Raw genomic sequence first — 24423 nt, 5'->3', positions numbered from 1 at the left:
GTCAGCCCCCTTGCATGGGCGAGAGAAGTTCGATCTTCATGCCCGCCGTCAGGTTGACCCCCTCGCGCGCGTCGCGCGGCACGAATTGCCCGTCAACGGCAGAGGCGACAGAGCGCGCCTCATAGTTTTGTTCCGTGATCAGCGCGGCCAGCGTGGGGACTGAGGTTTCGACAGACTGTCCGTTCAATTCAATGCGCATCGGCGCTCTCCTGTGTCAAAAGCCCGGCCAGATCCATGCCCAGAACGGGCGCCATCAGAAAGCCGTGGCGATACATGCCGTTGATGTGAAATCCCGTGTCCTTGCGGCGCAGGGCCGGGATGTTGTCGGGAAAAGACGGGCGCAGGTCGGCGCCGGTCATGATGATTTCGGCCTCGGCAAAGGCGGGGTGAAGGCTATAGGCCGCCGAGAGCAATTCCATCGCCGCGCGCGCCGTGATCGGGCCGGAGCGCGAGGATTCGACCATGGTCGCCCCGATCATGAACCGCCCCTCGCCGCGCGGTACGATGTAACAGGGAAACCGAGGATGCAGCAGGCGCACGGGCCGCGAGAGCGTGACCTCGGGCGTGTAAACCTCAAGCATCTCGCCCCGTACACCGCGCAGATCGGGGAGGGTCTCGGTGGCGGACATGCCGCGACAGTCCACGATCCGCCCCTGTGGTGCGCCGTCGCGAAAAACGACGCCCTGCGCGAGAAGCCTGTGCTTGAGCGCGGTGAGCGCTGCGTTTGGATCGAGATGGGCTTCGTTCTCGAAATAGAGGCCACGGGCAAAGCGATCCTCGAGATCGGGTTCCAACGCATTGGGCGTGACCCAGCGATGCGCGCGCGTGGCACGGGCAAAGCGATCGAGTTCCTGCGCATCGCGGGGCGGGGCCACGACCAGCGTGCCGTGTCGGGTCACATCCACATGAGCGGCCCACCACGCGATGGCGGCCTGACCCCGCGTGACGATGATGTCGGGGGCGCTTTCACCCTCGCAAAACGGGGCCAGCATCCCGCCCGCCAAACGGGAGGCGGGCGCGGGGGCGGTGTCGGGGCATATCACCTCGACCTCGACCCCCGCGTCCATGAGGGCGGTGGCGGCGCAAAGCCCCGCCACGCCTGATCCAAGGATCGAGATCATTCTGCCGGTTCCGCAGCAGGAATGTAGAGTTCCCCGCCTTCGCGGAATTTTTCCGCCATAGAGGCCATGCCTTCCTGTTTGGCCGCTTCGGCACGGATGTCGTGAGAAATCCGCATCGAACAGAACTTCGGCCCGCACATGGAACAGAAATGCGCCACCTTATGCGCCTCTTTCGGCATGGTTTCGTCATGCATTTCGCGCGCTGTGTCCGGGTCGAGGCCGAGGTTGAACTGATCCTCCCAACGGAATTCGAACCGCGCGCGTGACAGCGCATCGTCACGGAGTTGCGCCCCCGGATGCCCCTTGGCGAGATCGGCGGCATGGGCGGCGAGTTTGTAGGTGATCACCCCGGTTTTCACGTCGTCGCGGTCCGGCAGGCCAAGGTGTTCCTTCGGCGTGACATAGCAGAGCATTGCCGTGCCGAACCATCCGATCATGGCAGCACCAATGGCGGAGGTGATGTGATCGTAGCCCGGCGCGATGTCGGTCGTGAGCGGCCCGAGCGTGTAGAAGGGCGCCTCGTGGCAATGCTTGAGCTGCTCGTCCATATTCTCCTTGATCTTATGCATCGGCACATGGCCGGGGCCTTCGATCATGACTTGGCAATCCTTGGCCCAGGCGATTTTGGTCAGCTCGCCCAGAGTGCGCAGTTCGGCAAATTGCGCCTCGTCATTGGCGTCGGCAATCGAGCCGGGGCGCAGCCCGTCGCCCAGAGAAAACGACACGTCATAACGGCGGCAAATGTCGCAAATATCGTCGAAATGCTCGTAGAGAAAGCTCTCGCGGTGATGGTGCAGGCACCATTTCGCCATGATCGACCCGCCGCGCGAGACGATGCCGGTGACACGTTTGGCGGTCATCGGGATCATGTGAAGCCGCACACCGGCATGGATGGTGAAATAGTCGACGCCCTGTTCGGCCTGTTCGATCAAAGTGTCGCGGAAGACCTCCCACGTCAGGTCCTCGGCAATGCCGCCGACCTTTTCCAGCGCCTGATAGAGCGGCACGGTCCCAATCGGCACAGGCGCGTTGCGGATGATCCAGTCGCGGATGTTGTGGATGTTCCGCCCCGTCGAGAGATCCATTACCGTGTCGCCGCCCCAACGGATCGCCCAGACCATTTTCTCCACCTCTTCCTCCATCGAGGAGGTGACGGCGGAGTTGCCGATGTTGGCGTTGATCTTCACCTTGAAATTGCGGCCGATGATCATCGGCTCCAATTCGCGGTGGTTGATGTTGGCGGGAATAATAGCCCGGCCTTCGGCGATCTCCTGACGAACGAATTCCGGCGTGACGAGTTCGGGCAGGTTGGCGCCAAAGGCTTCGCCATCGGTTTTCGCACCCGACAGACGGCCTTCGTTCTCGCGGATCGCGACGAATTCCATCTCCGGCGTGATGATCCCGGCCTTGGCATAGGCCAACTGGGTCACGGCGCGGTCGCCCACGGCACGCAGCGGCGCGCGCTGATGCGGGAAGGCGGGTGTCAGCCGTTCGCCGGTGGCAAAGCCGTTGTCGGCTTCGGTGACGGCACGGCCTTCGTATTCTTCGACATCGCCGCGCTGATGTTGCCAACCGCCGCGCACATCGGGCAGGCCCTTGGCAATGTCGATCTCCGCCGCCGGGTCGGTGTAGGGTCCCGAGCTGTCATAAACGCGAAGCGGAGCTTCACCCGTCACCGCGATTTCACGCAGCGGCACGCGCAGCTCATGCATGTCGCCATGCACATAGATTTTCTGTGACGCGGGCAAAGCCCCGGTGGTGATCGTGGGAATGGTATCTTTCATTTCGGTCTCCTCAAACGATGAGACCCAAGTGAAACGGGTAGCAGACATGGACCGCCGCCCATGCGTCCAAACGCAAATGGGCCATGCGGCCCGAAAGGACCGCCCTCATGATCGAGATTGCGGAGATGCCCTTCGGTCTTCCTACGCCAGTGTCAACTGGGTCAGGTTCTAAGGGTCGCGTCACCTCGGGCGGGTTTGCCGCCGTCAATCAGCCTCTCAGTCCCTTGGGCGGGACTCCCCTGACGTAAGCCTATGTATCTGTAGACTTGTCCGGCTTGTCAACCGGGGGGGCTGCCTGTCATGAAAGGGGGGGAACGGAAAAAATCGACCAGAAGGTTTGTTTTTTCGATAAGGAATCTATCGAAACCCGGACGGGCAAGGTAAACGGGACTGCGGCCAGTTTGAGGCCGACAGGTTTATCTTTTGATCACAGGACGATCCCTTTGCCCGAGAATCTCGCCCATGCCGAACTGATCGCCGTGCTCGTTGCTGTGACCGACAATGAGCCGCGGGTCATGACGCTTGGCGCCGGGGCGGCACTGCCCTCGGGTCCCTTCGAGACCGGGCATCGCAGTCTGCAAAGCGGGTTGCGCGCCTGGATCGAAAGCCAGACCGGGCATCCGGTGGGCTATCTCGAACAGCTTTACACCTTTGCCGATCGCGACCGGGCAGGGGAGGCGTCGGACCCTCAGCGTCAGCCGCGGCACATTTCCATCGGGTATCTCGGGCTGGTGCGTGAACAGGTGGCCCTGGGCGACGCGCGACCGGAATGGCGGAGTTGGTACGAGTATTTCCCATGGGAAGATCGCCGCGAAGGGCGTCCTGCGGTCATGGATGAGATCACCGGACGGCTTCTGGACTGGGCGGGGGAGGATGTCACCCGACGTCAGAGTGTCGAATTTCTGTTCGGATTGAACGGGATGGTCTGGAACGAAGATCTCGTTTTGCAGCGCTATGAGATGATCTATGAGGCACAGCTCGAGAAGGTGCCGGGCTTTGGGCGGCAGATGGCGGGGGACCACCGGCGCATTCTGGCCACAGGGATCACGCGGCTTCGGGCGAAGATCAAATATTACCCGGTGGTGTTCGAACTCATGCCCGACAGTTTCACGCTTCTGGATCTTCAGCGGATGACCGAAGCATTGGCAGGGCTCAGGCTCCATAAATCGAATTTCCGTCGCCAGATCGACCAGCAGAATCTGATCGAGGAAACTGGCGCGATGTCGAGCGAGACGGGTGGGCGACCGGCCAAGCTGTTCCGCTATCGTCCCGCCATTCTGGAAGCGAGCGCGCTGTCGGGCGCGCGCCTGCCGTATTCCCGACACTGACAGGCCATTCCAGAAATCAGAGGTCCCATTGTCATGCACTTGACATAAACTCAAATCGAGAATAAGTCAGGTCTCAGATGTACTCAAGTCGAGTACAAGGAGGATATGATGACAACCCTGCGCCTGCCCGAGCTTTATGATCGCGTGTCGAAGATCATCCCGCAGCCCGACTGGATGCTGTTCGAGGACGATATCGAGGCCATTCTCAGACTGAAACGCGAGAAAAACGCCGTGATCCTCGCGCATAATTACCAGACGCCGGAAATCTTTCACGGCGTGGCGGATATCGTCGGCGACAGTCTGGCACTGGCGCGCAAGGCGGTGGAGGTCGAGGCCGATGTCATCGTGCTGGCCGGGGTGCATTTCATGGCGGAAACCGCCAAGCTCCTGAATCCGGGCAAGACCGTGCTGATCCCCGACATGGGCGCAGGGTGCTCGCTCGCGGATTCGATCACGCCCGAGGACATCGCGCTCTTGCGGGCGGCCCATCCCGGCGTGCCGGTCGTCACCTATGTCAACACTTCGGCGGCGGTGAAAGCGGCGTCGGACATTTGCTGCACCTCCGGCAATGCCAAACAGGTCGTCGAATCCTTGGGCGTCGACAAGGTGCTGATGCTGCCCGACGAATATCTGGCGCAGAATGTCGCACAGCAAACGGATGTCGAACTGATCGCGTGGAAAGGCCATTGCGAGGTGCATGAATTGTTCACCCCGCAGGATGTGCGCAGCATGCGCGAGGCCTATCCGGGCGTCACCGTTCTGGCGCACCCGGAATGCCCGCCAGAGGTGGTGGCGGAGGCCGATTTCTCCGGCTCCACGGCGGTGATGTCCGATTTCGTCGGAGACAAGAAACCCGCCCGCGTGTTGCTTCTGACCGAATGCTCGATGAGCGACAACGTGGCGGTGAACCACCCGGATGTGGAGTTCGTCCGGCCCTGCAACCTCTGCCCGCATATGAAGAAAATCAGCCTCGCGAATATCCGCACGGCGCTGGAAACCGGGCAGCATGAGGTCACCATCGACCCGGCGGTGGCCGATGACGCACGCCGCGCGGTCGAGCGGATGCTGGCGGTGTGATGACCACCTCCGCGCGCCCTCAGGACGCCCCCCTTGTGGATCGCATCGCGCCTTTGGCCGGACAGATCGCGGTGGTCGGCAGCGGCATTGCCGGGCTGATGATCGCGCTCGAACTGGCGCCACGCCCCGTGGTGCTTGTGACCAAGGCGGCGCTTGGCCGGGAAAGTTCGAGCCTCTGGGCGCAGGGCGGGATCGCCGCCAGTGTCGGACCGGAGGACGACCCGGAGCAGCATATTGACGACACGCTGCGCGCGGGCGCGGGGCTTTGCGATCCGGCGGCGACGTGGGGAATTCTCACGCAGGCGCGCGCGGCGATCGAGCGGCTCGAACACTACGGTGTGCGCTTTGATCGCGATGCGACCGGCGCCTATACGCTCGGGCTTGAGGCCGCGCATGGGCGGCACCGCATCCTGCACGCGGGTGGCGACGGATCGGGCGCGGCGATCACCGAGGCGCTGGTCACTGCCGTGCTGAACACGCCGTCGATCACCTGCCTGACCGAGGTCGAAGTGCGGCGGGTCTGTGTGACCGACGGGGCCGTGAGCGGGCTGTGGCTTCAGACCGACGCAGAGGCGGCGATCCTGCCGACCGCGAATGTGGTTCTGGCCACGGGTGGCCTCGGCGGGCTTTACGATGCGACCACGAACCCGCGCGGCAATGTCGGACAAGGGGTGATGATGGCCGCGCGCGCGGGGGCTGTGCTCACCGATCTGGAATTCGTGCAGTTTCACCCAACGGCGCTCGATGTGCCGCGCACGCCGCTGGCGCTGGTGAGCGAAGCGGTGCGGGGCGCGGGGGCGTGGTTGGTGAACGCATCGGGCGCGCGCTTCATGGCCGACACGCCCGGTGCGGAACTGGCTCCGCGCGATGTCGTGGCCCGTGCGATCCACGCACAGATTGCCCAAGGGGAGCGCGTGTTCCTCGATGCGACGCGGGCGATTGGTGATGGCTTTGCCGCGAAATTTCCGATCATTCATCAGTTTTGTGTTGAGGCCGGAATTGACCCGGCACGAGACCCGATCCCGGTGCGCCCGGCGGCGCATTACTACATGGGTGGGATTGCGACGGATCTGCGCGGGCGCAGCTTTGTGCCGGGGCTTTGGGCCGTGGGAGAATGTGCCGCGACGGGGCTGCATGGGGCCAACCGGCTGGCAAGCAATTCACTTTTGGAGGCGGTGGTGATGGGGCGCAGCGCGGCGCGGGACATTTCGGCGCATGCCGTGACGGGACCGCAAGCCGCGCCGCGCACTGCACCGCAGGTCTTGCCGCGACCGGAGACCGCAGAGGTGCGCGCCATCGTCTCGCGCCATCTCGGGATGATCCGGGACGGGGCCGGGATCGCGACCGCTTTGCGTGACTTGCGCCCTCTGGCGATGGCGGAGGGACCAGAGGCGGATGCGGCCATCGTGGCGCTTGGCATTGCCTGCTTCGCATCCCTTCGCGCAGAATCCCGTGGCGGCCATGCCCGCAGCGATTTTCCCGGGACCGCGGCGAAACCTGTCCGTCGTCGTATGACGCTCAATGAAATTTTCGACACCAGCGGCGCGCTCCTTGCCGTCGAGTCCATCCCTCAACCGGAGATCGTAACGTGACCCAGACTTCTTTTCGGGCTTCTTTTCAGCCCCCCTTTCTGGCCCCGCTGCCGCATCTGATGATCGAACCTGTGGTGCGCCGGGCGCTTGAGGAAGACCTCGGGCTGGCGGGCGACATCACCTCGATGGGGGCAATCCCGGCGGAGCATCGCTCCGTCGTCACCGCAGTGTCGCGCCATGACGGCGTGATCGCGGGACTCGATTGTGCCGAGATCGCCTGTCACCTCGTCGATCCCAAAATCACCGTCACCCGACTGGTCGAAGATGGCGCTTTGGTCACGCCCGGCACGCAGATCGCCACGTTCGAGGGGCCGTCCCGCAGCCTGTTGACCGCCGAACGCACGGCGCTCAACTTCATGGGGCATCTGTCCGGGATCGCGACGGTCACGGCGGAGCTGGTGCGCGCGGTGGCGGGGACCGGGGCGGCGATTGCCTGTACCCGCAAGACCACGCCGGGTCTTCGCGCGCTTGAGAAATACGCCGTGCGGGCGGGGGGCGGCATGAACCACCGCTATTCGCTGGCCGATGCGGTGCTGATCAAGGACAATCATATCGCGCTGGCAGGCGGCATTCGTCCGGCACTTGAGGGCGTGCGTGCCACCGTGGGGCATCTGGTCAAGATCGAGATCGAGGTGGACACGCTCGACCAGCTTGTCGAGGTGTTGAAGATCGGGGCGGATGCCGTATTGCTCGACAACATGACGTCGGCCATGCTGCGCGAGGCGGTGGCGATGGTTGACGGGCGCGCGATCACCGAAGCGTCGGGGGGCATCACCCCCGATACGGCGGCCTCTGTGGCGGCGACCGGCGTCGATCTGATCTCGCTCGGCTGGATCACCCACAGCGCGCCGGTGCTCGACATCGGTCTGGATTTCGTGCCGGGGTGAGATGCGCCATTCCATGTCCGTCCCCCCATGTCCGCCTCGGCTGCCAGCTCCATCCCGGGACGGATCGGCGGCCCCGCTCCAGCTTCTGGGGCGATGGGGCCGTCACGACGTTTCGACGCGCTTGCCGTGAAAGATCGCGCCCAGAAAATCGAGTGTCAGTCGCGCCGCCAGAAGCGAGGTGATCCCCGACGGATCATAGTGCGGCGAGACCTCGACGAAATCGACGCCAACGACGTCGAACCGTGACGCGATTTCGCGCAGGATGTCCTTGCCTTCGTAATAGCTCAGCCCGCCATGGCTGATCGTTGCGGTGCCTGGCGCGATGGACGGGTCGAAGGCGTCGATGTCGATGGAGACATAGACCCGTTGCCCGTCCGGCAGATGCGCCAGAGAGGCGGCGGCTCCCTGTTGGCGCAGCCGTCGCAGGGGCACGACATGGGTGCCATAGGCCTGGGCCGCCTCGTAATCCTTGCGGCTGACCGAGGCCATGTTGTGTGGCGCCAGAGTGGTGATGCCGGTCACATGGGACATTTCCGAGGAGCGCCGCATCGGGCTGCCGTGACCCCAGGAAATGCCGTTGCGCTCGTCGATAAAGTCGAAATGCGCGTCGATATGGATGATGTGGAGGGGCGGTTTATCGGAGTATGCCGCCACGGTCGCCATGGTGATCGCATGATCGCCGCCCAAAATGTAGGGCAGGGTGCCCTGATCCAAAAGCGCGCGCACCGCTTCGGTGGCATTTGTGAGGCTGCGTTTCGTGTCGGCATAAATGACATCGCTGTCGCCTGCGTCAACGATCCGCACCTCATCTGCGCTCAGATAGGTCACCTCATCCTCGAAATCGAACACGCCTTCGGGGCCAAAGCTGTGGAACATCGAGGCCTCGCGGATCGCGCGGGGCCCAAATCGGGTGCCGACGCGATAGCTTGAGGCCGTGTCGATGGGTACGCCCAGAATGGCAACATCGGCGCCTTTAAGCTGGCTCCAGTCCTCCTGCGCTGGTTGTCCGGCAAAGCTGACCAGCCCCACGAAGGGCAGGTTCATGCGGTCGGGGAGATCGCGGTTATGTGTCATGTTTCTCATCCTTTCGAGGGTCAGGCGATGCCGTCTTCGATGCCTTCGGCGGCATAGGCACGTTGCACCGAGGGGCGTTTCGTCATGAGATCGAGCAGGCGGGAAATCGACGGGTAGCTGCGCGGCGGCGTGGCCATGGGGCGGGCCCAGCGGCAGAGCATGGTGAGATAGAAATCGGCGGCGCTGATCCTGTCGCCCATGAAATAGGGTCCGTCCTCGGCCAGATGCGCCTCGATCACGTCGAGATAGGCGTTGATCCGGGCCTCCGATCCGGCCTTGACCACCGCTTCGGCGTGGGTGTCACTGCCGGTCAGGCGCTCGGGGTATTGCCAGATCATCAGCTCTTCCTGCAAGGAATTGGTGAGGAAGATCAGCCATTGATAAAACCGCGCGCGCTCCGGTGTGCCGGGGGCGGGGGCAAGGTGCGCGCCGGGGTGTTTGTCCGCCAGATACAGCGCAATCGCCGCCGCTTCGAAGATCACCAGACCGCCGTCGCTCAGCGCCGGGATGCGCCCGTTCGGATTGATCGCGAGAAAGGCTGCGGACTTCTGGGCTTCGGTCTTGCGGTCCACGAGGGACAGCTCGAAAGCGGTGCCGATTTCTTCCAGCATCATATGTGGTGCCGCGTTGGCGTTCGCGGGGTAATAGTAGAGCGTGTACATGGATAACTCCTTATTTTCTTGTGATTAATCGTAGTCTTCGGGTAGCTTTGTCTTCAATCGTCGTGAAAAGACGATTGAAGACAAAGAGCCGTCAGAAAGGGACGTCATGTCCGCACAGCACAAAATCCGGGTGGTGATCTGCATCCCGCCAGACGCGCAATCGCTGGATGTCTCCGGGCCGCTCGATTGCTTTTTGGAGGCCAATCGGCTGATGGGAGAGGCCTGCTACGACATGCAACTCGTGTCTGTGGATGGCGCCCGTCAGGTGCGCGCGGGTGCGATGACCCTGATGCTGGATGCGGAATTCGCCGAGATCCCCGAAGGGATCGACACGCTTCTGGTGGCCGGAACGCCGCGATATGATCGCGCGGACGATTTCCCCGTCTTTTCCGCTTGGCTCCGCGCGCGGGCCGGAGACGTGCGCCGGATCGGCTCCGTGTGTACCGGGGCGTTTTTCCTCGCCGAAGCCGGGCTGCTGGAGGGGCGGCAAGCGACCACCCATTGGCAACATGCGGCAGAGCTTGCGACGTGCTGCCCGGGCGCCGATGTGCTTCCCGATGCGATCTATGTCGAAGATGGGGGGCTCTATACCTCAGCCGGGGTGACGGCGGGGATCGACCTTGCGCTGCGCCTCATTGAGGAGGACCACGGGCATGAGATCGCGATGCGTGTGGCGCAGCGGTTGGTGGTGTTCCTGAAACGCCCCGGAGGCCAGTCTCAGTTCAGCGCGCATCTGGCGGCGCAGATGGCGCAAGAGGGGCGGATTGCACAGGTTCAGGGCTGGATTTTGGACAATGTCTCGGCGGATCTGTCCGTGGCGGCGCTTGCGCAGCGCGTGGGTATGAGCCCGCGTAACTTTTCCCGCTTGTTTCTGGCCGAAGCCGGGATAACCCCCGCGGCTTTCGTCGAATATGCCCGTGTTGATGCGGTGCGCCGCGCGCTTGAGGAGACCGATGCTCCGCTCAAGAGCATCGCTTCGCTTTGTGGATTCGCCGGGCCTGACACCCTGCGCAGGGCCTTCCTGCGCCGGGTGAAAACGACGCCCGCTGAGTATCGTGAGCACTTTTGCCGATCTCACCCTACGTCGCCCCGCACTGGCCCCTTCGCCGCAGGCGTTTCGCGCCCATTTCCCCCGTGAGTTGCCTGTGTGTCGAGGGAGACGCGGCCATGCAGAACCTGTTCGACAACAGGTCTGCGTATGACGCCTTCCGGGACCGCCGCGGATCGCAGTTGGTCGAGGCCGGGGCAAGGCCGGATGTCTCGACGATCATTCCCTATGATATAGTGTCCGCGCGGAAATGCGTCGATCTTCGGGGATCGGAGTGCCGCCGTCGCGATGACACGGGCCTATATCGCGCATGGCGGACATCCCTTGCCCGGGCGCTGTCATGGCCGATCTTCGGCTGTCATGCATGCTGCGCCGGTCCCGAAGGTCCGGGCAATACCATCGGTCGTATCATGTATTTCGAACAGGGGCGCGCCGAGGCCCGATATGTCCCGGTAAGGGCAGGGCGGTTTTTGCCAGAGTGGACCGCATCGGGGACAGGATCGCGATTTGAAGGGTGGTTTCGAACGGTCTGTCCAGAGCCACGGCGCTGCGCATGGCGTTTGGCGATCACCCTCGCAAGACGGTCGGAAATCGTGGATGTGAACAGGGCCAAAGCCAGTTGTGTATCGCGAGAAAGGTCGTCTGGAAAAATGCAATGGGGAAAGCGCCCTGCAACGTATCCTTGACCTTCTGGATCGGCGCCCGTTAAGTTCGCCATCATATTGGCAATTGTTGCACATGTTCGCTTTCGGGGAGTGTTTTGGGCCATGTCTCGGTTTAGTAAGGTGGCTTGGAAAGAAGGGCTTTTCATTAAGCCCCAGCATTTCCAGCAAGCGGACAGATATGTCGAAAAACTGATCGCCAACCGCACGGCTCAGATCACGCCCTTTCCATGGGGCATTGCCGAAATGTCTTTTGACGAGAGTCAGCTCCGTCAGGGGCGGCTGGAACTCGAAAACGTGTCCGGAATCATGCCCGACGGCACGCCGTTCGACGCGCCGCACACAAGCCCGCTGCCGCGTGAGGTGCTCGTCAACGAAAGCGCGACGGGGAAAACCATCTGGCTCACCGTGCCGAACATTCCGCAAAACGAGCGTGAAGTCGGTATGCCCGAGGACATGAGCACCCGCTATATTCTGGCCGAAGAACAGGGGGTGACTGATGTCACCGCCGTCTCGCGCACCGAGGATCAGATCGAGGTCGCCGTGCCGCGTCTCGAACTGGTCATCCGCGACACCCCGCGTGAGGGCTATCAGTGTATCCCGCTCGGGCGCATCGTCGATGTGCAGGACGGCGCGGTCGTCACGCTGGACAAGACCGAACCGCCGGTGGGGCTGATCATCTCGTGCCACAGGGCCTATGCGGGCTTTCTCAAGGCGGTGATGGGCGCGGTCGAAGCCCGGCTCGAAGTCCTCGCGCGCTATGCCGCCGATCCGACCTCGGGCGGGGGGATGCAGGACAAGGACTATCTCATGCTGATGGTTCTCAACCGCGTGCTGCCGCAGCTCAAACATATTCAGGCCATGCCCGCCGTGCATCCCGAACGGATGTATGAATTGCTTGTGGGATTCGCGGGCGAGCTGTCGACATTCGAGGACGGCGCGCGCAAGGCGCGCGATTACAGCTATCGCCACGACAAGCCGAAAGAGACGTTCAAGCCGCTGGTCGACGACATCCGCCGGTTCCTGTCGCGCGATCTCGGGCGTGCGCTGCGCCTGCCGCTCGAACAGCGCCGCGAAAACAGTTTCGCCGCCCTCGTGGGCGATCCGAATCTCTTCGCCAATGCGACGTTTATCGTCGAGGTCTCCGCGGCCCTGCCGCTCACCCAGATCCAGGGCCAGTTCCCGCAGCTCTGCAAGCTCGGCCCCTCGACCCGGATGAAGGAGATCATCGTCAACAACATGCCTGGCATCCCGCTGGTGCATATTCCGAATCCGCCGCCGCAGATCCGCGTGGTCGCCAACCACGTCTATTTCCTCGTCGACAAGACCAGCCCGCTGTGGCGCGACTTCTCGATCGCGCCTGCCATCGGCATGCATTTCGCGGGCGCATGGCCGGGGCTGGAGCTGGAATTGTGGGCCATTCCCGAGGAGCGCTGAATGAGTGACGATGACGACGACCGCACGGTATTCGGTCAGAAAATTCCCCCGGCGAGCCCCGCGCGGCCTGTAGGGCATCCGCCGCAAGCGCCTTACGGACAGCAGCCGCCCGCGCAACCGGGGTGGCCCGCGCCGCCTGTGGCGCAACACTCACCTGTGCCGCCTGTGGCGCAACACCCATCTGCGCCGCCTGTCGGGCAAAATCCGCATGCGCCGAATATGGCGCCGCAACAGCCGTATTACGGTCAGCCCCCGGCGCAGCCGCCTGTGGAGGGCACATCCGACCGCACCATGTTCGGGATGAAAGTGCCCCCGGGACAGCCGCAAGTGCCGCCCGCACAGGGCTATCCGCAGCCGCCGCAGGCCTATCCACCGCATCAGTCGCCGCAAACGCCCCAGCCGCCCGCCTCCGGTGCGGAGGACACGTGGTTCGGTGGACGTCCGCCGCAGCAACCGGCGCAACCGCAGGCGCCGCAGGCGCCTTCCGGCGAGGGCACCTGGTTTCAGGGGCGTGCACCGCAGCAGCCTCCTGCCCCGGCCTATCAGCCGCCGCCACAATCCTACGCCCCGCAGCCAGCCCCCCAGCCGCCGCAACAACCGGCCTATGGTCAACCCTCCTACGGTCAAGCCGGTCAGGGGCAGGGCGGATACGCTCAGCCGCCCGCCTATGGTCAGCCCGCCCAGCCGAACTGGCAGGGTCAGTACCCGGCGCAGCCTGGCCCATACGGTGGGACCTACCCTGCGGGCGGTGGCACGGACGGGCAATTTCCCATGGTGCCCCCGACCACACAGGCCGCAGCCTTTGCCGGCAATGTGCCGAAAATCTCCTTTCAGGACGCGCTCAAGGGGTCCGGGCTGGACATCGGCACCTCGACCAACCCGATTCTCGCGGCCGCCTCGGACCTTCTGGTGCTGTTCGGGCGTCTGCGCACCGGCATGGTCGAGATGCAGGCGATTCCGCTGCGTGATCACGTCATTCGCGAGATCGGCGAATTCGTCCGCAAGGCGCAGGAAAAGAGCGTGCCGCCGGAGGACATCGACGTCGCGCGCTATGCGCTGGCCGCGACCGCCGACGACATCGTGCAAACCATCCCCGGCAGCGATCCGGGCTATTGGCAGCAATATTCCATGGCCGCCGAGTTGTTGAACGACCGCTCTGCGGGGATCGGCTTTTTCGCACGGCTCGATCATGTGATTGCCTATCCGGCACAGCGCAAAGACCTTCTGGAGTTGATGCTGACCTGTCTCTATCTCGGGTTCGAGGGGAAATATCGCACCGAGCCCAATGGCATGGCTTTGCTGGCGCGCTTGCGCAACGAGGTGTACCAGCGCCTGCGCTCCGTCGTCGAACGCCCGAAACCCGATCTCTCGATCAACTGGCTGCCGGTGATCTTCTCCGGCAAGCGCAGCGGAGCGGGGATGCCGCTCTGGGTGGTGGCCGGGATCGGGGGCGGCATGGTGGTGGCGCTGTTCGCGACCTTGTCATGGATTCTGTCGAATGACACTAATGCCGCACAGGCCGCGATCCTGCGGCTCAACGATCCGAACGCCACCGTCGCCATCGAGGGCCAGAGCTTTGCCGCCTCTGCCGTGCCCTATGTGGGGGAGGTGGACACGGCCCAGCTCGACCGCATTCGGAATGCTCTTGCCGCGGAGATCGACAGCGGCGCGCTGAGTGTGGCTGAGAAGGGCGATTACATCATGATCCGGGTGGGCGATGTGCTGCGCTTTGGCTCCGGTTCCGCCGATCTGACCTCGGATTTCTCCGCTCTGGCGAAAAGCATCGGCCAGACGCTCGATGGCGAGCCGGGGGAAATCGTGGTCGAGGGCCATTCGGACAGCATCCCGATTCGGGGCACCGGGCGGTATCGCACCAATGAGGAACTGTCGGAAGCCCGTGCCGCCACGGTGCGCGATGTGCTGGCGCAAAGCCTCAGCGATCCGGCGCGCATGAGCGTGGTGGGCGTCGGGCCGAACGATCCGGTTGACACGAGCGGCACGCGCGAGGCGCAGGCCAGGAACCGCAGGGTCGAGATACTCCTGCAACAGGAAAACAAGATATGAGAGTATTCGGCGTTTCGCCCAAGAAGCTCTGGGGTTACACATGGCTCCGGTTGCCGATCCTGATCCTTGCCGTGGTGATCCTGAGCCTTGCGATCTGGTTTGGCTTGCGGATGACCGGGGTGAGCTGGCTGGTATCGCCCTGGACCCGGGGCGGTCTGATCGCGCTGGTGCTCATGGCCATCGGGACCTCGGCCCTGCTCAAGTATCTGCGCCGGCGCAAAGCTGCGAAAGCACTTGAGGAAACGCTTGTAACCCCCGGAGATGGAGACATTTTGTCCGAGCGGATGCAGGAGGCGCTCGGACGGCTCAAGAAATCCGGCGGCGCGACCTATCTCTACGATCTGCCGTGGTATGTGATCATCGGCCCGCCCGGTGCGGGCAAGACGACGGCGCTCTTGCACTGCGGCTTGGATTTTCCCGGCACCGACAAGGAGGCCGTTGCGGGCTTTGGTGGCACCAAGAATTGCGATTTCTGGTTCGCCGAGGATGCCGTTCTGATCGACACGGCCGGGCGCTACACGACGCAGGACAGCGATGCCACCGCCGACCGCGAAAGCTGGCAGTCCTTTCTGTCGGAACTCAAGAAGGCCCGCTCGGACCAGCCGGTCAATGGCGTTTTGCTGGCGTTTTCCTGCGAAGACATCATGACCGTCGACGCGGCCCAGTTGGAGCGTCACGCTTTGACCGTGCGCCAGCGTCTGGCCGAACTGAACGAGACGCTGCGCATCGACGTGCCGGTCTATGTCATGTTCACCAAGGCCGATATCGTCGCGGGCTTCCGGGATTATTTCGGCCCTCTGGGCGAAGATCGCCGCCGCCGTGTCTGGGGGGTGACCTTCCAGACACGCGACCGCAAGGAAGACACCTATAAAGAGGTGTCGGCGGAGTTCGACAAGCTGATTTCGCGCCTTTCCGACGAGGTCACCGACCGGCTGAACGAAGAGCACGATCCTGTGGCGCGCATCTCGATTTTCGGTTTCCCCGGGCAGATGGCGCTGATGCAGCGCAACATCGCCGATTTCCTGCGCCGGATTTTCCAGAAACCCGAAGAGGTTCACGCCATTCTGCGCGGCTTCTATTTCACCTCCGGCACTCAGGAAGGCACGCCGATCGACCAGGTGCTGGGCGCGATGGCCTCCGGTCACGATCAGGGGGCCGGGTTCCAGCCCGGCTTCATGTCCGGCAAGGGGCGCAGCTATTTCCTGCATGACCTGTTGAAAAAGGTGGTTTTTGCCGAGCGCGACTGGGTCGGCTATGATTTCAAATCCATGCGCCGCCGCCGTATTTTGCGCAGCGGTGCGACGGGGCTGATCGCCACCGTCTGTCTCGGCGCGATGGGGCTTTTCGGTTACAGTTTCTGGCAGAACGCCACGCTGGTGCGACAGGCGAATGCCGCGATGAATCTCTATACGGTCGAGGCGCAGGACATTCTGGCCGAGCCGATCATCACCGATCCGGCGACACGTCCCGTACTCGGTGCTCTGAACACCGTGCGCAACCTGCCGGGCGGTTATGGCGATACGACGGAACAACCATTCATCGAGCGTATGGGCCTGTCGCGGCGCGACAGCATCCGCAAATCCGCCACCGAGAGCTATTCCTACGCACTCGAACACATGTTGCGTCCGCGCATGATGTTGCAGCTCGAAAACACCCTGCCGCGGCTTCTGGCCGCGCAGGATTACGAACAGGCCTACCGCGCGCTCAAGGTCTATCTTCTGCTCGCCAAGGCGCAGCCCGGCAAGGGCGACGACACCGCGATCCAGTCGTGGTTTGCCGAAGCCTGGGCGCGGGAATATTCCGAACCGGGGCTTGAGGTGGCTTATGGGGCGATCAACGATCACCTCGACGCCATGCTGGCGCTCGACGACCGGGTGACGCCCGCGCTTCAGCCCAACAAGGAGCTGGTGGAAACCGCACAGCGGCAGATCGCCACCCTGCCTCTGGCGCGTCAGGCCTATAGCTCGATCCTCGGGCAGGCGGCCAGCATGACCCCGCTCAACATCTACGATCAGCTCTCCGACGTGCAGGTCGATCAGGTCTTGCGCACCGTCGATGGCACGGCGCTGTCCGATCTGACCGTGCCGGGGCTCTTCACCTTCTCGGGCTACTGGGGCGTCTTCAAGGAAGAACTCGCCTCTGCCCAGAGTCGCCTCGACGAGGAGCGTTGGGTGCTGGGCGAGCCGGGCAAGGCCGATTACCAGACCCAGCTCGTGGGCCTCAATCGCGACATCCATGCGCTCTATCAGGCGGATTTCGTCGCGGCGTGGCAAGGAGTGCTCGACAGGATCGAACTGGTGCCTATGTCCGATCCCTCGGGACAATACACCTCGCTCACCATCGCATCCGCGCCTTTTGCCTCGCCGATCCTGAAACTCGCCGAGATGGTGGACCGCGAAACCCGGCTCAGCCGTTTCCTCGACATTGTGGAGAATATGGAAATCTCGCCCGAGGCGCTGGCCTCCGGCAATATCGAGAACGATCTGTCGAACGCGGGCTTCAGCGCGGTGGAGCGCCGCTCCGGCGCCTTCGAGCGGATCGTGCTCAACGCGCTCAAGAACAAGGCCAAGTTCCAGGAACGCGCCGCGCCCTCCGCCACCGCGCCGACCGAGCGCCGTCAGATCGAGGACATCGAACGACGGTTCGAGAAATGGCACGCGCTGATGAAAGGCGACGCCGATCAGCGCAAACGCCCGATCGACACCGTGCTGGCGAGCCTGGAGGAGCTGTTGCAGGATCGCAAGTTTGCGGCGAGCGGCGGTGAGACCCTCAACAACATGGGGCTGCAAGGCGCGCTTGGCAAACTGACGCAGGGCGTCCCTTTCTATCCGGACACGATGGTGCGGTTCGTCAACCAGATCGAGCGTGAATTCCTCACCGTCACCACCAATGCCAATATGGAAGAGCTGCAACGGTTGTTGTCCGAAGAGGTCACGACCTTCTGCACCCAAAACGTCACCGGGGCCTTCCCGTTTGCGGCGAACGGGCGTCACATCTCGACCGCCGCCTTTGGCGAGTTCTTCGGCTATGGCGGGCGGATGGAGAATTTCTACGACGCCCATCTGCGTGAATACACCCAGCGCAGCCCCGAGGGCGACATCGTACCGCGCGACGGCAGCGACATCGGCGACCGGCTGGCCCCCGCCACTCTGGCGCAATTCGGTCGCGCCGAGCGCATCCGCCAGGCGTTTTTCGAACCCGGCAGCATGAAGCCTTCCGTGAGCTTCACCCTGTCGCAGCGTGCCTCTTCGGAGGCGGTCGAAAGCGTTGCCATGTCCTTCGGTGCGCGTCAGGCACAGCTGTTCCCGAATTCCTCTGGGGTCACGCTGACATGGCCCGACGACGTGACGGAGATCGTGTTCCAGCTCCTGCCCAAGGCCAAACGCGGCGCGGCCAACGGTCTGCGCTTTGCCGACGGTCGCTGGGCGCTGGCGGAATTCATCAATGCCGGTGTGGCGCGTCCTTCGGGCAGCCGTGTCGATGTCACCCATAATGTCGGCGGTCGACCGGTGTCCTTCCGTCTCGAATTCGACAGCATCACCGTGCCGTTCCTGATGAAGGAACTGCGCGATTTCTCCTGCCCTACCACTTTGGAATAGACGCCCTTTTACTCAGTATCCTCCGAGGACCCGATCCCGTGATCCCATTTCTTTACGGCAAACATCCCGCCTTCGGCGATTTTCTCTCCTACGGGGGCTCCGGGGCCCTGGTTTCCGGTCTCGATCGGTGGCTGGAGCCGGTGTTGACCGCGCTGCGTGACAGCCTTGGCGACGCCTGGACGATGGTCTGGCAAAGCGCGCCGGTGCTGCGGTTCTGGATCGGGCCGGATGTGCTGGGTGTGCCGGCTTACGGCGTGTTCCTGCCGTCGCGTGATCGGGTCGGGCGCATATATCCGCTTCTGATCGGGGTCAGCGACCCGGAGGGGGAGGGCCACGCCGGTGTGCCGCCGACCGATCCGCGCCATGACGAGACGATCTACGATGCGCTTTTCGCTCATATCGCCGGGATCAAACCGCCTGAAGGCGGATTTCGCGGCGGAGCGGATCTGCTCGAAGGGCTCGACCTGCCATCCTCTCCGGCGCTGATGTGGGAAGAGGGGCTCAGCGGGACGATCTGGGGACAACGCAACGATGGCGATCTGGGGCGGCTTCTGAAAGACGCCGCCGGGGTCGAGGCCGAGCGTGCCGAATTTCGCCGCAGCCATTGGTGGCACCCCGAACAGGGACCGCGTGCCGCCGGGTGGCTGGCCTGTGACGGGTTGCCGGGTGTGGACGCGCTTGGCTGGTTGTTCACGGAGCGACTGCGTTCGCCACAGGACGAGGCCGGAGCAGAAAACAGTCAAGCAGTCAGTGAAGAGTATCGGACATGACAGATCTCGGACGACGCTTCCGCTTCGACAGCGCGCTCAAGAGCGACGTGGGACGGGTGCGCAAGATCAACGAGGACAGCGCGCTCTGTCTGCCCGAGAGCGGAATCTGGGTCGTGGCCGATGGCATGGGCGGTCATGCGGCGGGCGATTTCGCCAGCCAGACCATCACTGGGACGCTAGAAACCGTCGGCGTGCCGGTTTCGCTCAATGACCTGAAAATCCGTTTCATGGAGCGGTTGTCGATGGCCAATGCCCGGATCATCGCGCATGCCCAGTCCTTGGGGGGCGGTACGGTGGGCGCGACTTTGGCGTCCGTGCTGATCCATGGCGACCGTTTCGCCTGTGTCTGGTCGGGCGACAGCCGGGTCTACCGTTTCCGGGCCGGGCAACTGGTGCAGGTCAGTCGCGATCATACGGAGGTGCAGGCGCTTCTGGACGCAGGCTCGATCACCGAGGAGCAGGCCGCCAACTGGCCGCGCAAGAATGTCATCACCCGCGCCATCGGCGTCACCGAAATTCCGCAATGCGATGTGGTCGAGGATGTTCTGCACGACCGCGATCTGTTCCTGATCTGCTCGGACGGGCTGACCGAATATTACGAGAATGACGAGATCGCATCCGTGCTTGCGACCGGGGAAGAAACGGAGCTCGACAGGCTGTGCGCGCGTTTCGTCACGACGGCGGTGGAGCGCGGTGGCAAGGACAATATTTCGGTCGTGCTTTTTCGCTGCCATGAAGAGCCGCCGGAACGGCAGGAAGCGCTTTGGGCCTTCCCTGAATTCGAGGGCACCCTATGAGCGACGATGACAAGACGATCCCGCCGACTGGGGAGGTGCCGAAGCCGCAGCCCGTCGCTGAACAGGGGCCGGAGGAAGACCGCACGGTTCTGGCCTCTCCCGAGACGTTGCAGGCAGCGCAGAAGGCCGTGACGGGCACACCTGAAACGGAAGAGCCGGTGGCAGATCAGCCAGAGCGTTTCGAGGAAGATGCGACGATCCTCTCGCCGATGAACGCCCCGGCGAGCGTGCCGGTCGATCTGTCTGCCGCGTCGTCCCCGGAGCCGGGGGAGGATGCGACCATCCTGAGCCCTCTGCCGACGCCGGATCTGCCGCAGGACATGCAGCCCGCCGACCCGGATGCGACCCTTCTTGCCGGTGTCTTCACGCCGTCTTCCGGGGGCGCGCAACCGCCCGTCGCCCCGCCCGCCGATCCCGATGCTACGGTGCTGGCGGGGGTGGCTCCGGTCGTGGCCGGGGCGGCCAGCGGCGCCGCTGGCTTTGCCTCCTCTGAGGTGCCGCGCCCGGTGACAGTGCTCGAACCCGGCACGGTGATCAACAACATGTACCGGGTCGAAAGCGCGCTCGATCAGGGCGGCATGGGCCGGGTGTTTCGCGGCGAGGAGATCGGCACGGGGGACCCCGTCGCGATCAAGGTGATCCTGCCCGAGATGGCCGAGGACCAGAAGGTCGGTCAGATGTTCCGACGCGAGGCGCGTACCCTGCGCCAGCTCCACCACCCGGCCATCGTGCGCTATTTCGCCTATGTGCCGCCGGACGAGCGGATGAACCTGCACGCGCTGGTCATGGGCTTCATCGAGGGCACCAAGCTGTCCGATCATCTGCGCGACAAGGGCGCCTTGACCACGGATGAGGCCTGTCGCCTGTTCTCGCGGCTTGCCGACGGTTTGCGCCGGGCGCATGACATCGGGGTGATCCACCGCGATCTCGCGCCCGACAACGTCATGTTGCAGGATGGCGACATCACCCGGGGCGTGCTCATCGACTTCGGCATTTCGCGCTCTTCCAAGGTCAGGGATGTGACCATCGGCAACGAGTTCGCGGGCAAGCTGAAATATGTCTCTCCGGAACAGCTCGGCGCCTTTGGCGGCGAGGCGGACGGGCGCTCGGATGTCTATTCCATGGGGCTTCTGATGATCGCGGCGCTCACCGGGAAAACGCCGCAGATGGGCGACACCATCGTGGACGCGGTGCAGAAACGCCAGACCATCCCGGATCTCTCGGACCTGCCGGGACCGTTTCAACCCTTGCTCTACGCCATGTTGCAACCCGATCCGGCACAGCGCATGCCCGACATGCAATCGGTGATCGCAGGTCTCGACATGATCTCCGGCGGCCAGACCGGATCTGGCGGCTCATTGACGGGGATGGGGGCGACGCTCACCGGTATGGGAACCGGTATGGGAACCGGAATGGGCGGCTTTGCCTCCGGTCTCACGACCAACGCCGTGCCGGGGCTGCAATCCGGGCCGGCGGCGAGCCATCTGGGGATTCAAAGCGTGACCGCCGACAGCCTTGGCGATATCGCCGAGATCGAAGAGCTGCCGGAGAAGAAAAGCCGCAGCGGGCTTATGCTCAGTCTCGGCTTCGTGATCCTCGCAGCGGCCATCGGCGGGGGCGCGTATACCTGGTGGAGTAACCATCCGATCGGCCCGGAGACCGTGGCCGAAGAGGGCGGGCTTGTCCGCGATGAGAGGACGGTTGCGGGCTATCTTGCGGCACAGGCCGGAGAGGGCTGCGCCTACGCCTCCGTGACCGAAAGCGGGACGATTGCCGCACTGAGCGACACCGGAACCGCCTTTGCCGGGCTGGCCGCGAACTGGCCGTTCGACGCCGCGCCCGAGGTCGACGAAACCGCGATTGCCGTCCCGCAATGCGCCGCTCTCGCGCTGGCCAAACCCTTTGCCGGAACCGCACGCGACCCGATTTCGATCCGCTTCGAGGCGCCGAGCGTCTCGCGCCAGACCGGCATCGTCGGCACGGTTTACGGCACCGAGGGGCGCCAGATCTGGCTCTCCATCGTCGCGCCGAACGGGCGGGTCTTCTCGCTCGCGCGGCAACTCGAAACTCCCATCGGCAACACGCGCCGTTTCTCCTTCCGCCTGCCGTCGGCGCAGCCTGGGGTCTATGTCATCGTCGCCACCGCCTCCGAGGCGGCTTCGGTGCGCGCAGGCGCGATGAAGGACGGGACCGAGGCCAGCGTGATCCTGCCGCTGATCGGTCGGGAGATTGCGCAGGACGATGCGGGCTATGTGGTGGTCGGCGCGCTTGAAATCACGCCCTGAGCGCGCATCTTGCGCTTAGCGCACGTCGAAACTCGCCATCGCAAAAGCGCTTTGCCGCAACTGGTCGCGGTCGAGCGAGGAAAACACCTCCTCGGCCGTGCGCCCGTCCATATCCGTCAGATCGAACGGTCCGTCGCCGCCCAGAACCATCAGGATTTGCCGGGTCTCGCGCCCGTCGCCGACGCGCGCCACCGGAGCCGAAATCACCGGAACGCCATCCTCGATCGTGGTGAAACGCGCGAGGTCCTGTACCACGCCATTGTCGTCGACCAGCAGCACCGCAATATCGAGCCCGCCCGCGCCGGAGATCCGCGCCTCAACCGTGTCGCCGCTTTGCATGGAGGTGGAGGCGAGGCTGAACCCGATGCGTGCCGCAGGGTAGGATTCGGTCAGGGTCAGCGCATCGAGGGCGGCGCACTGTCGGGGATCCACCTCTTCGCGAACGCGTTGCACCGTATCCATCCCGGCCAGAATTTCTGCGCCATAGGCGTCGAGGGCGGCGCGATCCGCCCCGATCAGCGACAGGCCGACCTGACCGTCCGCGCCGCGTCTGGGCAGGGCCAGAGTGCACCGCGGCGCCTCGCTGGTGCGGATGCGGGTCAGGAGCTGACCGATGGTCAGATCGGCGGCGCTGGCATTGGCAAGCGGCGCGCCGGGGCCGGTTAGCGACGCGGCGGGGGCTGGCACGCTGGGCGGTTCGAGGGCCGCGAGCGCCAGCGGGCTGTCCGGCAGGGGCGGTTGGGTAAAGAGGCTGTCGGGAGCCTCGAGCGAGATGTCGCCCGAGAAGGGCGAGGGGGCAAACCCGCCGGTTTCGGCCAGTGGCGAGACGAAATTGTCCTGCACGAGGCTCTGCTCCGTGGGCAGGGAGAGACCGCTCAGCGGCACGGCAATTTCCGGGGCTACCGGGGGGGGCGGTTCGGCTGTGTCTTCTGGCGTGTCGACGATCTCTTCGACGGGGGCCTCGACAGGGTCTTCTGCTTCGAGTTCTTCGATCTCCGGCGTTTCGGAGACGGGGTCCCCGGTCACCGGGGCTTCAGGCGTGGGCTCTTCCGGCGCAGCTTGCTCGGCGACGCTTTCTTCGATGGCGCTTTCTTCCGGAGGCGTGAGTGCGCCGTCGGGATTGCCGTCCTCCCCGGTGTCAGGAATATTCCCGGAGTTTTCCGCGATCGGTGCGGTTTCGCCAAAGCTTTCGAGGTCGAGAATTTCGAGGCTGATCAGCAGCTCCGGTTCCTCTTCCTTTGGGGGGATGATCGCCAGGGATGCGGTTGAAAACAACAGAAGCGCCGCGCCGTGAAACAGCAGCGAACCGGTGAACGGCAGAGCCCATTGACCGGGGCGGATGCGGTCGTAAGGCAGAAAATTCACGGGGCGTCCTCCGAGGTACGGTGGATCGTCACGAGTTGAATTTCAACTGCCACAAGTCGTTCGGCGGCGAGAATGTCGAGCAAGTCGAAGGCGCGCGTGTCGCGATCTGTCAGCACATGCAGCACCGGATTGTCGATCAGCCGCGCGTTCAGCGTCCCCGGGACGACCGGCCCGCCATCGAGCACCATGGCACCATCCGCGCTGACGATCAGAAGCGGTTTTGGCAACAAATCCAGCGGCAGGTCTTCGGTCTCGGGCAGACGCACCTGAAATTCCCGCGCGCCGATCAGCGAACCGGTCGTGAGAAAGAAAAAGATCAGCAACAGCACGATGTTGACGATGGCCAGAGAGGAATCCAGCTTGATCTTCAACTCTGGCGGATGCAGGCGCTGGCCCTTCATGGCGCCTCCCGGATGATCCGGACCCCGGCAATTTCGGCGCCTTCGAGGGCGGAGAGGGCGGTGGCCACGTCCTGGACCCTTGCCGTGGCGGTGATCGCCAGAACGAGTTGCCCGCGGAGCCCCTGTTGGCCGAGTGCATTGGCCAACTCCGAGAGCTGATCCGTGGCAAATTCCTGTCCGTCGACGGCCACGCGCCCCTCAAGAAGTCGCCAGACCGTGATCTCGGCCCCGGACAGCGGCGCATCGGGGCCGGCGTCGGGATCGGCGCTCAGTGCGGATGTGTCCTCGGGTAGGGCCTCGCCCTCGGATTCTGACGGTGCGCTTTGCAGGGTCAGAAGCGAATAGGGGGTGAGGCTCGAAGAAAGCATGAAGAAGATGAGCAGTTGGAACATCGCGTCCGCAAGCGGAGTCAGGGCGAAGCGATAGCGCCGTTTGCGCACCGGGAGGCTGGAGATCAGGATGCTCATGAC

The 24423-nt window shown here is 63.9% G+C and carries 19 protein-coding genes; 11 read left to right on the top strand and 8 right to left on the bottom strand.

Annotated features, from left to right (window positions below; all coding sequences use genetic code 11):
• Window position 1 precedes the first annotated feature (1 nt).
• From thiS to thiC, 3 genes are read right to left on the bottom strand one after another with little or no spacing between them, the layout of a single operon-like run.
• Window positions 2-199 carry a sulfur carrier protein ThiS gene (gene thiS / locus NH195_RS16035; RefSeq protein WP_066709180.1) on the bottom strand — a complete coding sequence of 66 codons (198 nt, stop codon included), beginning with the start codon at window positions 197-199 and terminating at the stop codon, window positions 2-4.
• Window positions 189-1121, bottom strand: a complete 933-nt coding sequence (locus NH195_RS16030; protein WP_066709177.1) for an FAD-dependent oxidoreductase — start codon at window positions 1119-1121, stop codon at window positions 189-191. The genes thiS and NH195_RS16030 overlap by 11 nt, the downstream gene beginning before the upstream one ends.
• Window positions 1118-2905: a phosphomethylpyrimidine synthase ThiC gene (gene thiC / locus NH195_RS16025; protein ID WP_066709174.1), complete on the bottom strand. Its 1788-nt coding sequence runs from the start codon at window positions 2903-2905 to the stop codon at window positions 1118-1120. The genes NH195_RS16030 and thiC overlap by 4 nt, the downstream gene beginning before the upstream one ends.
• A 443-nt stretch (window positions 2906-3348) precedes the next feature.
• Here thiC and NH195_RS16020 point away from each other — a divergent pair, with 443 nt between their 5' ends.
• The 4 genes from NH195_RS16020 to nadC all read left to right on the top strand — a co-directional run bounded on the left by NH195_RS16020 (window position 3349) and on the right by nadC (window position 7789).
• The gene (locus NH195_RS16020) at window positions 3349-4233 is read left to right on the top strand and encodes an NUDIX hydrolase (protein ID WP_066709171.1); all 885 of its coding nucleotides are present in this window, start codon (window positions 3349-3351) and stop codon (window positions 4231-4233) included.
• 108 nt (window positions 4234-4341) lie between these two features.
• A complete protein-coding gene (gene nadA / locus NH195_RS16015) occupies window positions 4342-5310 on the top strand; it encodes a quinolinate synthase NadA (protein ID WP_238379784.1) in 969 nt (322 codons plus the stop codon).
• Entirely contained in the window at window positions 5310-6902 is a 1593-nt protein-coding gene (locus tag NH195_RS16010; protein WP_066709165.1) for an L-aspartate oxidase, read from the top strand. The genes nadA and NH195_RS16010 overlap by 1 nt, the downstream gene beginning before the upstream one ends.
• Complete coding sequence (gene nadC, locus NH195_RS16005; protein ID WP_338012219.1) at window positions 6899-7789, top strand: carboxylating nicotinate-nucleotide diphosphorylase; 891 nt, start codon at window positions 6899-6901, stop codon at window positions 7787-7789. The genes NH195_RS16010 and nadC overlap by 4 nt, the downstream gene beginning before the upstream one ends.
• 102 nt (window positions 7790-7891) lie before the next feature.
• On the opposite strand, the gene speB is transcribed toward nadC, so the two are convergent.
• Window positions 7892-8863, bottom strand: coding sequence for an agmatinase (speB, locus tag NH195_RS16000; protein ID WP_066709162.1), 972 nt, complete (start codon window positions 8861-8863; stop codon window positions 7892-7894).
• 20 nt (window positions 8864-8883) lie between these two features.
• On the bottom strand, window positions 8884-9525 hold the full coding sequence (locus NH195_RS15995) for a glutathione S-transferase family protein (protein WP_066709159.1): 642 nt from the start codon (window positions 9523-9525) through the stop codon (window positions 8884-8886).
• 106 nt (window positions 9526-9631) lie between these two features.
• Between NH195_RS15995 and NH195_RS15990 the strand changes: the two genes are divergently transcribed.
• The 7 genes from NH195_RS15990 (at window position 9632) to NH195_RS15960 (ending at window position 22187) form a co-directional block, all read left to right on the top strand.
• Window positions 9632-10663, top strand: a complete 1032-nt coding sequence (locus NH195_RS15990) for a GlxA family transcriptional regulator (RefSeq protein ID WP_155846206.1) — start codon at window positions 9632-9634, stop codon at window positions 10661-10663.
• A 677-nt stretch (window positions 10664-11340) separates the two neighbouring features.
• Window positions 11341-12672 (top strand): type VI secretion system baseplate subunit TssK, encoded by a 1332-nt coding sequence (tssK, locus tag NH195_RS15985; RefSeq protein WP_066709156.1) that lies wholly within the window; start codon window positions 11341-11343, stop codon window positions 12670-12672.
• Window positions 12673-14736: a type IVB secretion system protein IcmH/DotU gene (gene icmH, locus NH195_RS15980; protein ID WP_081423980.1), complete on the top strand. Its 2064-nt coding sequence runs from the start codon at window positions 12673-12675 to the stop codon at window positions 14734-14736. It begins immediately after the preceding gene.
• Window positions 14733-18335, top strand: coding sequence for a type VI secretion system membrane subunit TssM (gene tssM / locus NH195_RS15975; RefSeq protein WP_066709151.1), 3603 nt, complete (start codon window positions 14733-14735; stop codon window positions 18333-18335). The genes icmH and tssM overlap by 4 nt, the downstream gene beginning before the upstream one ends.
• Before the next feature lie 38 nt (window positions 18336-18373).
• Window positions 18374-19105 (top strand): type VI secretion system-associated protein TagF, encoded by a 732-nt coding sequence (gene tagF / locus NH195_RS15970; RefSeq protein ID WP_066709148.1) that lies wholly within the window; start codon window positions 18374-18376, stop codon window positions 19103-19105.
• Window positions 19102-19902 (top strand): PP2C family protein-serine/threonine phosphatase, encoded by an 801-nt coding sequence (locus NH195_RS15965; RefSeq protein ID WP_066709145.1) that lies wholly within the window; start codon window positions 19102-19104, stop codon window positions 19900-19902. The genes tagF and NH195_RS15965 overlap by 4 nt, the downstream gene beginning before the upstream one ends.
• Entirely contained in the window at window positions 19899-22187 is a 2289-nt protein-coding gene (locus tag NH195_RS15960; RefSeq protein WP_066709142.1) for a serine/threonine-protein kinase, read from the top strand. The genes NH195_RS15965 and NH195_RS15960 overlap by 4 nt, the downstream gene beginning before the upstream one ends.
• A 15-nt stretch (window positions 22188-22202) precedes the next feature.
• On the opposite strand, the gene NH195_RS15955 is transcribed toward NH195_RS15960, so the two are convergent.
• Genes NH195_RS15955 through NH195_RS15945 form a run of 3 tightly spaced genes read right to left on the bottom strand, consistent with a single transcriptional unit; the run spans window position 22203 to window position 24420 of the window.
• On the bottom strand, window positions 22203-23552 hold the full coding sequence (locus NH195_RS15955; protein ID WP_066709139.1) for a hypothetical protein: 1350 nt from the start codon (window positions 23550-23552) through the stop codon (window positions 22203-22205).
• Window positions 23549-23953 carry an ExbD/TolR family protein gene (locus NH195_RS15950; protein ID WP_066709136.1) on the bottom strand — a complete coding sequence of 135 codons (405 nt, stop codon included), beginning with the start codon at window positions 23951-23953 and terminating at the stop codon, window positions 23549-23551. The genes NH195_RS15955 and NH195_RS15950 overlap by 4 nt, the downstream gene beginning before the upstream one ends.
• Window positions 23950-24420, bottom strand: coding sequence for an ExbD/TolR family protein (locus NH195_RS15945; RefSeq protein ID WP_066709126.1), 471 nt, complete (start codon window positions 24418-24420; stop codon window positions 23950-23952). Before NH195_RS15945 ends, NH195_RS15950 begins: the two co-directional genes overlap by 4 nt.
• Window positions 24421-24423: the final 3 nt, after the last annotated feature.

It is taken from the genome of Celeribacter ethanolicus (assembly GCF_001550095.1).
Classification (GTDB): Bacteria; Pseudomonadota; Alphaproteobacteria; order Rhodobacterales; family Rhodobacteraceae; genus Celeribacter; species Celeribacter ethanolicus.
Note: the sequence above shows the minus strand (reverse complement) of the source record. Positions and strands in the feature narration are given on the sequence as shown.

Bases quoted from the DNA above. Each gene is read 5' to 3' on its own strand.
- speB (WP_066709162.1), bottom strand. From the start codon at position 8,863: ATGACACATAACCGCGATCTCCCCGACCGCATGAACCTGCCCTTCGTG.
- NH195_RS15990 (WP_155846206.1), top strand. From the start codon at position 9,632: ATGTCCGCACAGCACAAAATCCGGGTGGTGATCTGCATCCCGCCAGAC.
- nadA (WP_238379784.1), top strand. From the start codon at position 4,342: ATGACAACCCTGCGCCTGCCCGAGCTTTATGATCGCGTGTCGAAGATC.
- tssK (WP_066709156.1), top strand. From the start codon at position 11,341: ATGTCTCGGTTTAGTAAGGTGGCTTGGAAAGAAGGGCTTTTCATTAAG.
- tssM (WP_066709151.1), top strand. From the start codon at position 14,733: ATGAGAGTATTCGGCGTTTCGCCCAAGAAGCTCTGGGGTTACACATGG.
- NH195_RS16030 (WP_066709177.1), bottom strand. From the start codon at position 1,121: ATGATCTCGATCCTTGGATCAGGCGTGGCGGGGCTTTGCGCCGCCACC.
- NH195_RS15995 (WP_066709159.1), bottom strand. From the start codon at position 9,525: ATGTACACGCTCTACTATTACCCCGCGAACGCCAACGCGGCACCACAT.
- icmH (WP_081423980.1), top strand. From the start codon at position 12,673: ATGAGTGACGATGACGACGACCGCACGGTATTCGGTCAGAAAATTCCC.
- NH195_RS15950 (WP_066709136.1), bottom strand. From the start codon at position 23,953: ATGAAGGGCCAGCGCCTGCATCCGCCAGAGTTGAAGATCAAGCTGGAT.
- thiS (WP_066709180.1), bottom strand. From the start codon at position 199: ATGCGCATTGAATTGAACGGACAGTCTGTCGAAACCTCAGTCCCCACG.
- NH195_RS16010 (WP_066709165.1), top strand. From the start codon at position 5,310: ATGACCACCTCCGCGCGCCCTCAGGACGCCCCCCTTGTGGATCGCATC.
- NH195_RS15960 (WP_066709142.1), top strand. From the start codon at position 19,899: ATGAGCGACGATGACAAGACGATCCCGCCGACTGGGGAGGTGCCGAAG.
- thiC (WP_066709174.1), bottom strand. From the start codon at position 2,905: ATGAAAGATACCATTCCCACGATCACCACCGGGGCTTTGCCCGCGTCA.
- NH195_RS15945 (WP_066709126.1), bottom strand. From the start codon at position 24,420: ATGAGCATCCTGATCTCCAGCCTCCCGGTGCGCAAACGGCGCTATCGC.
- NH195_RS15965 (WP_066709145.1), top strand. From the start codon at position 19,102: ATGACAGATCTCGGACGACGCTTCCGCTTCGACAGCGCGCTCAAGAGC.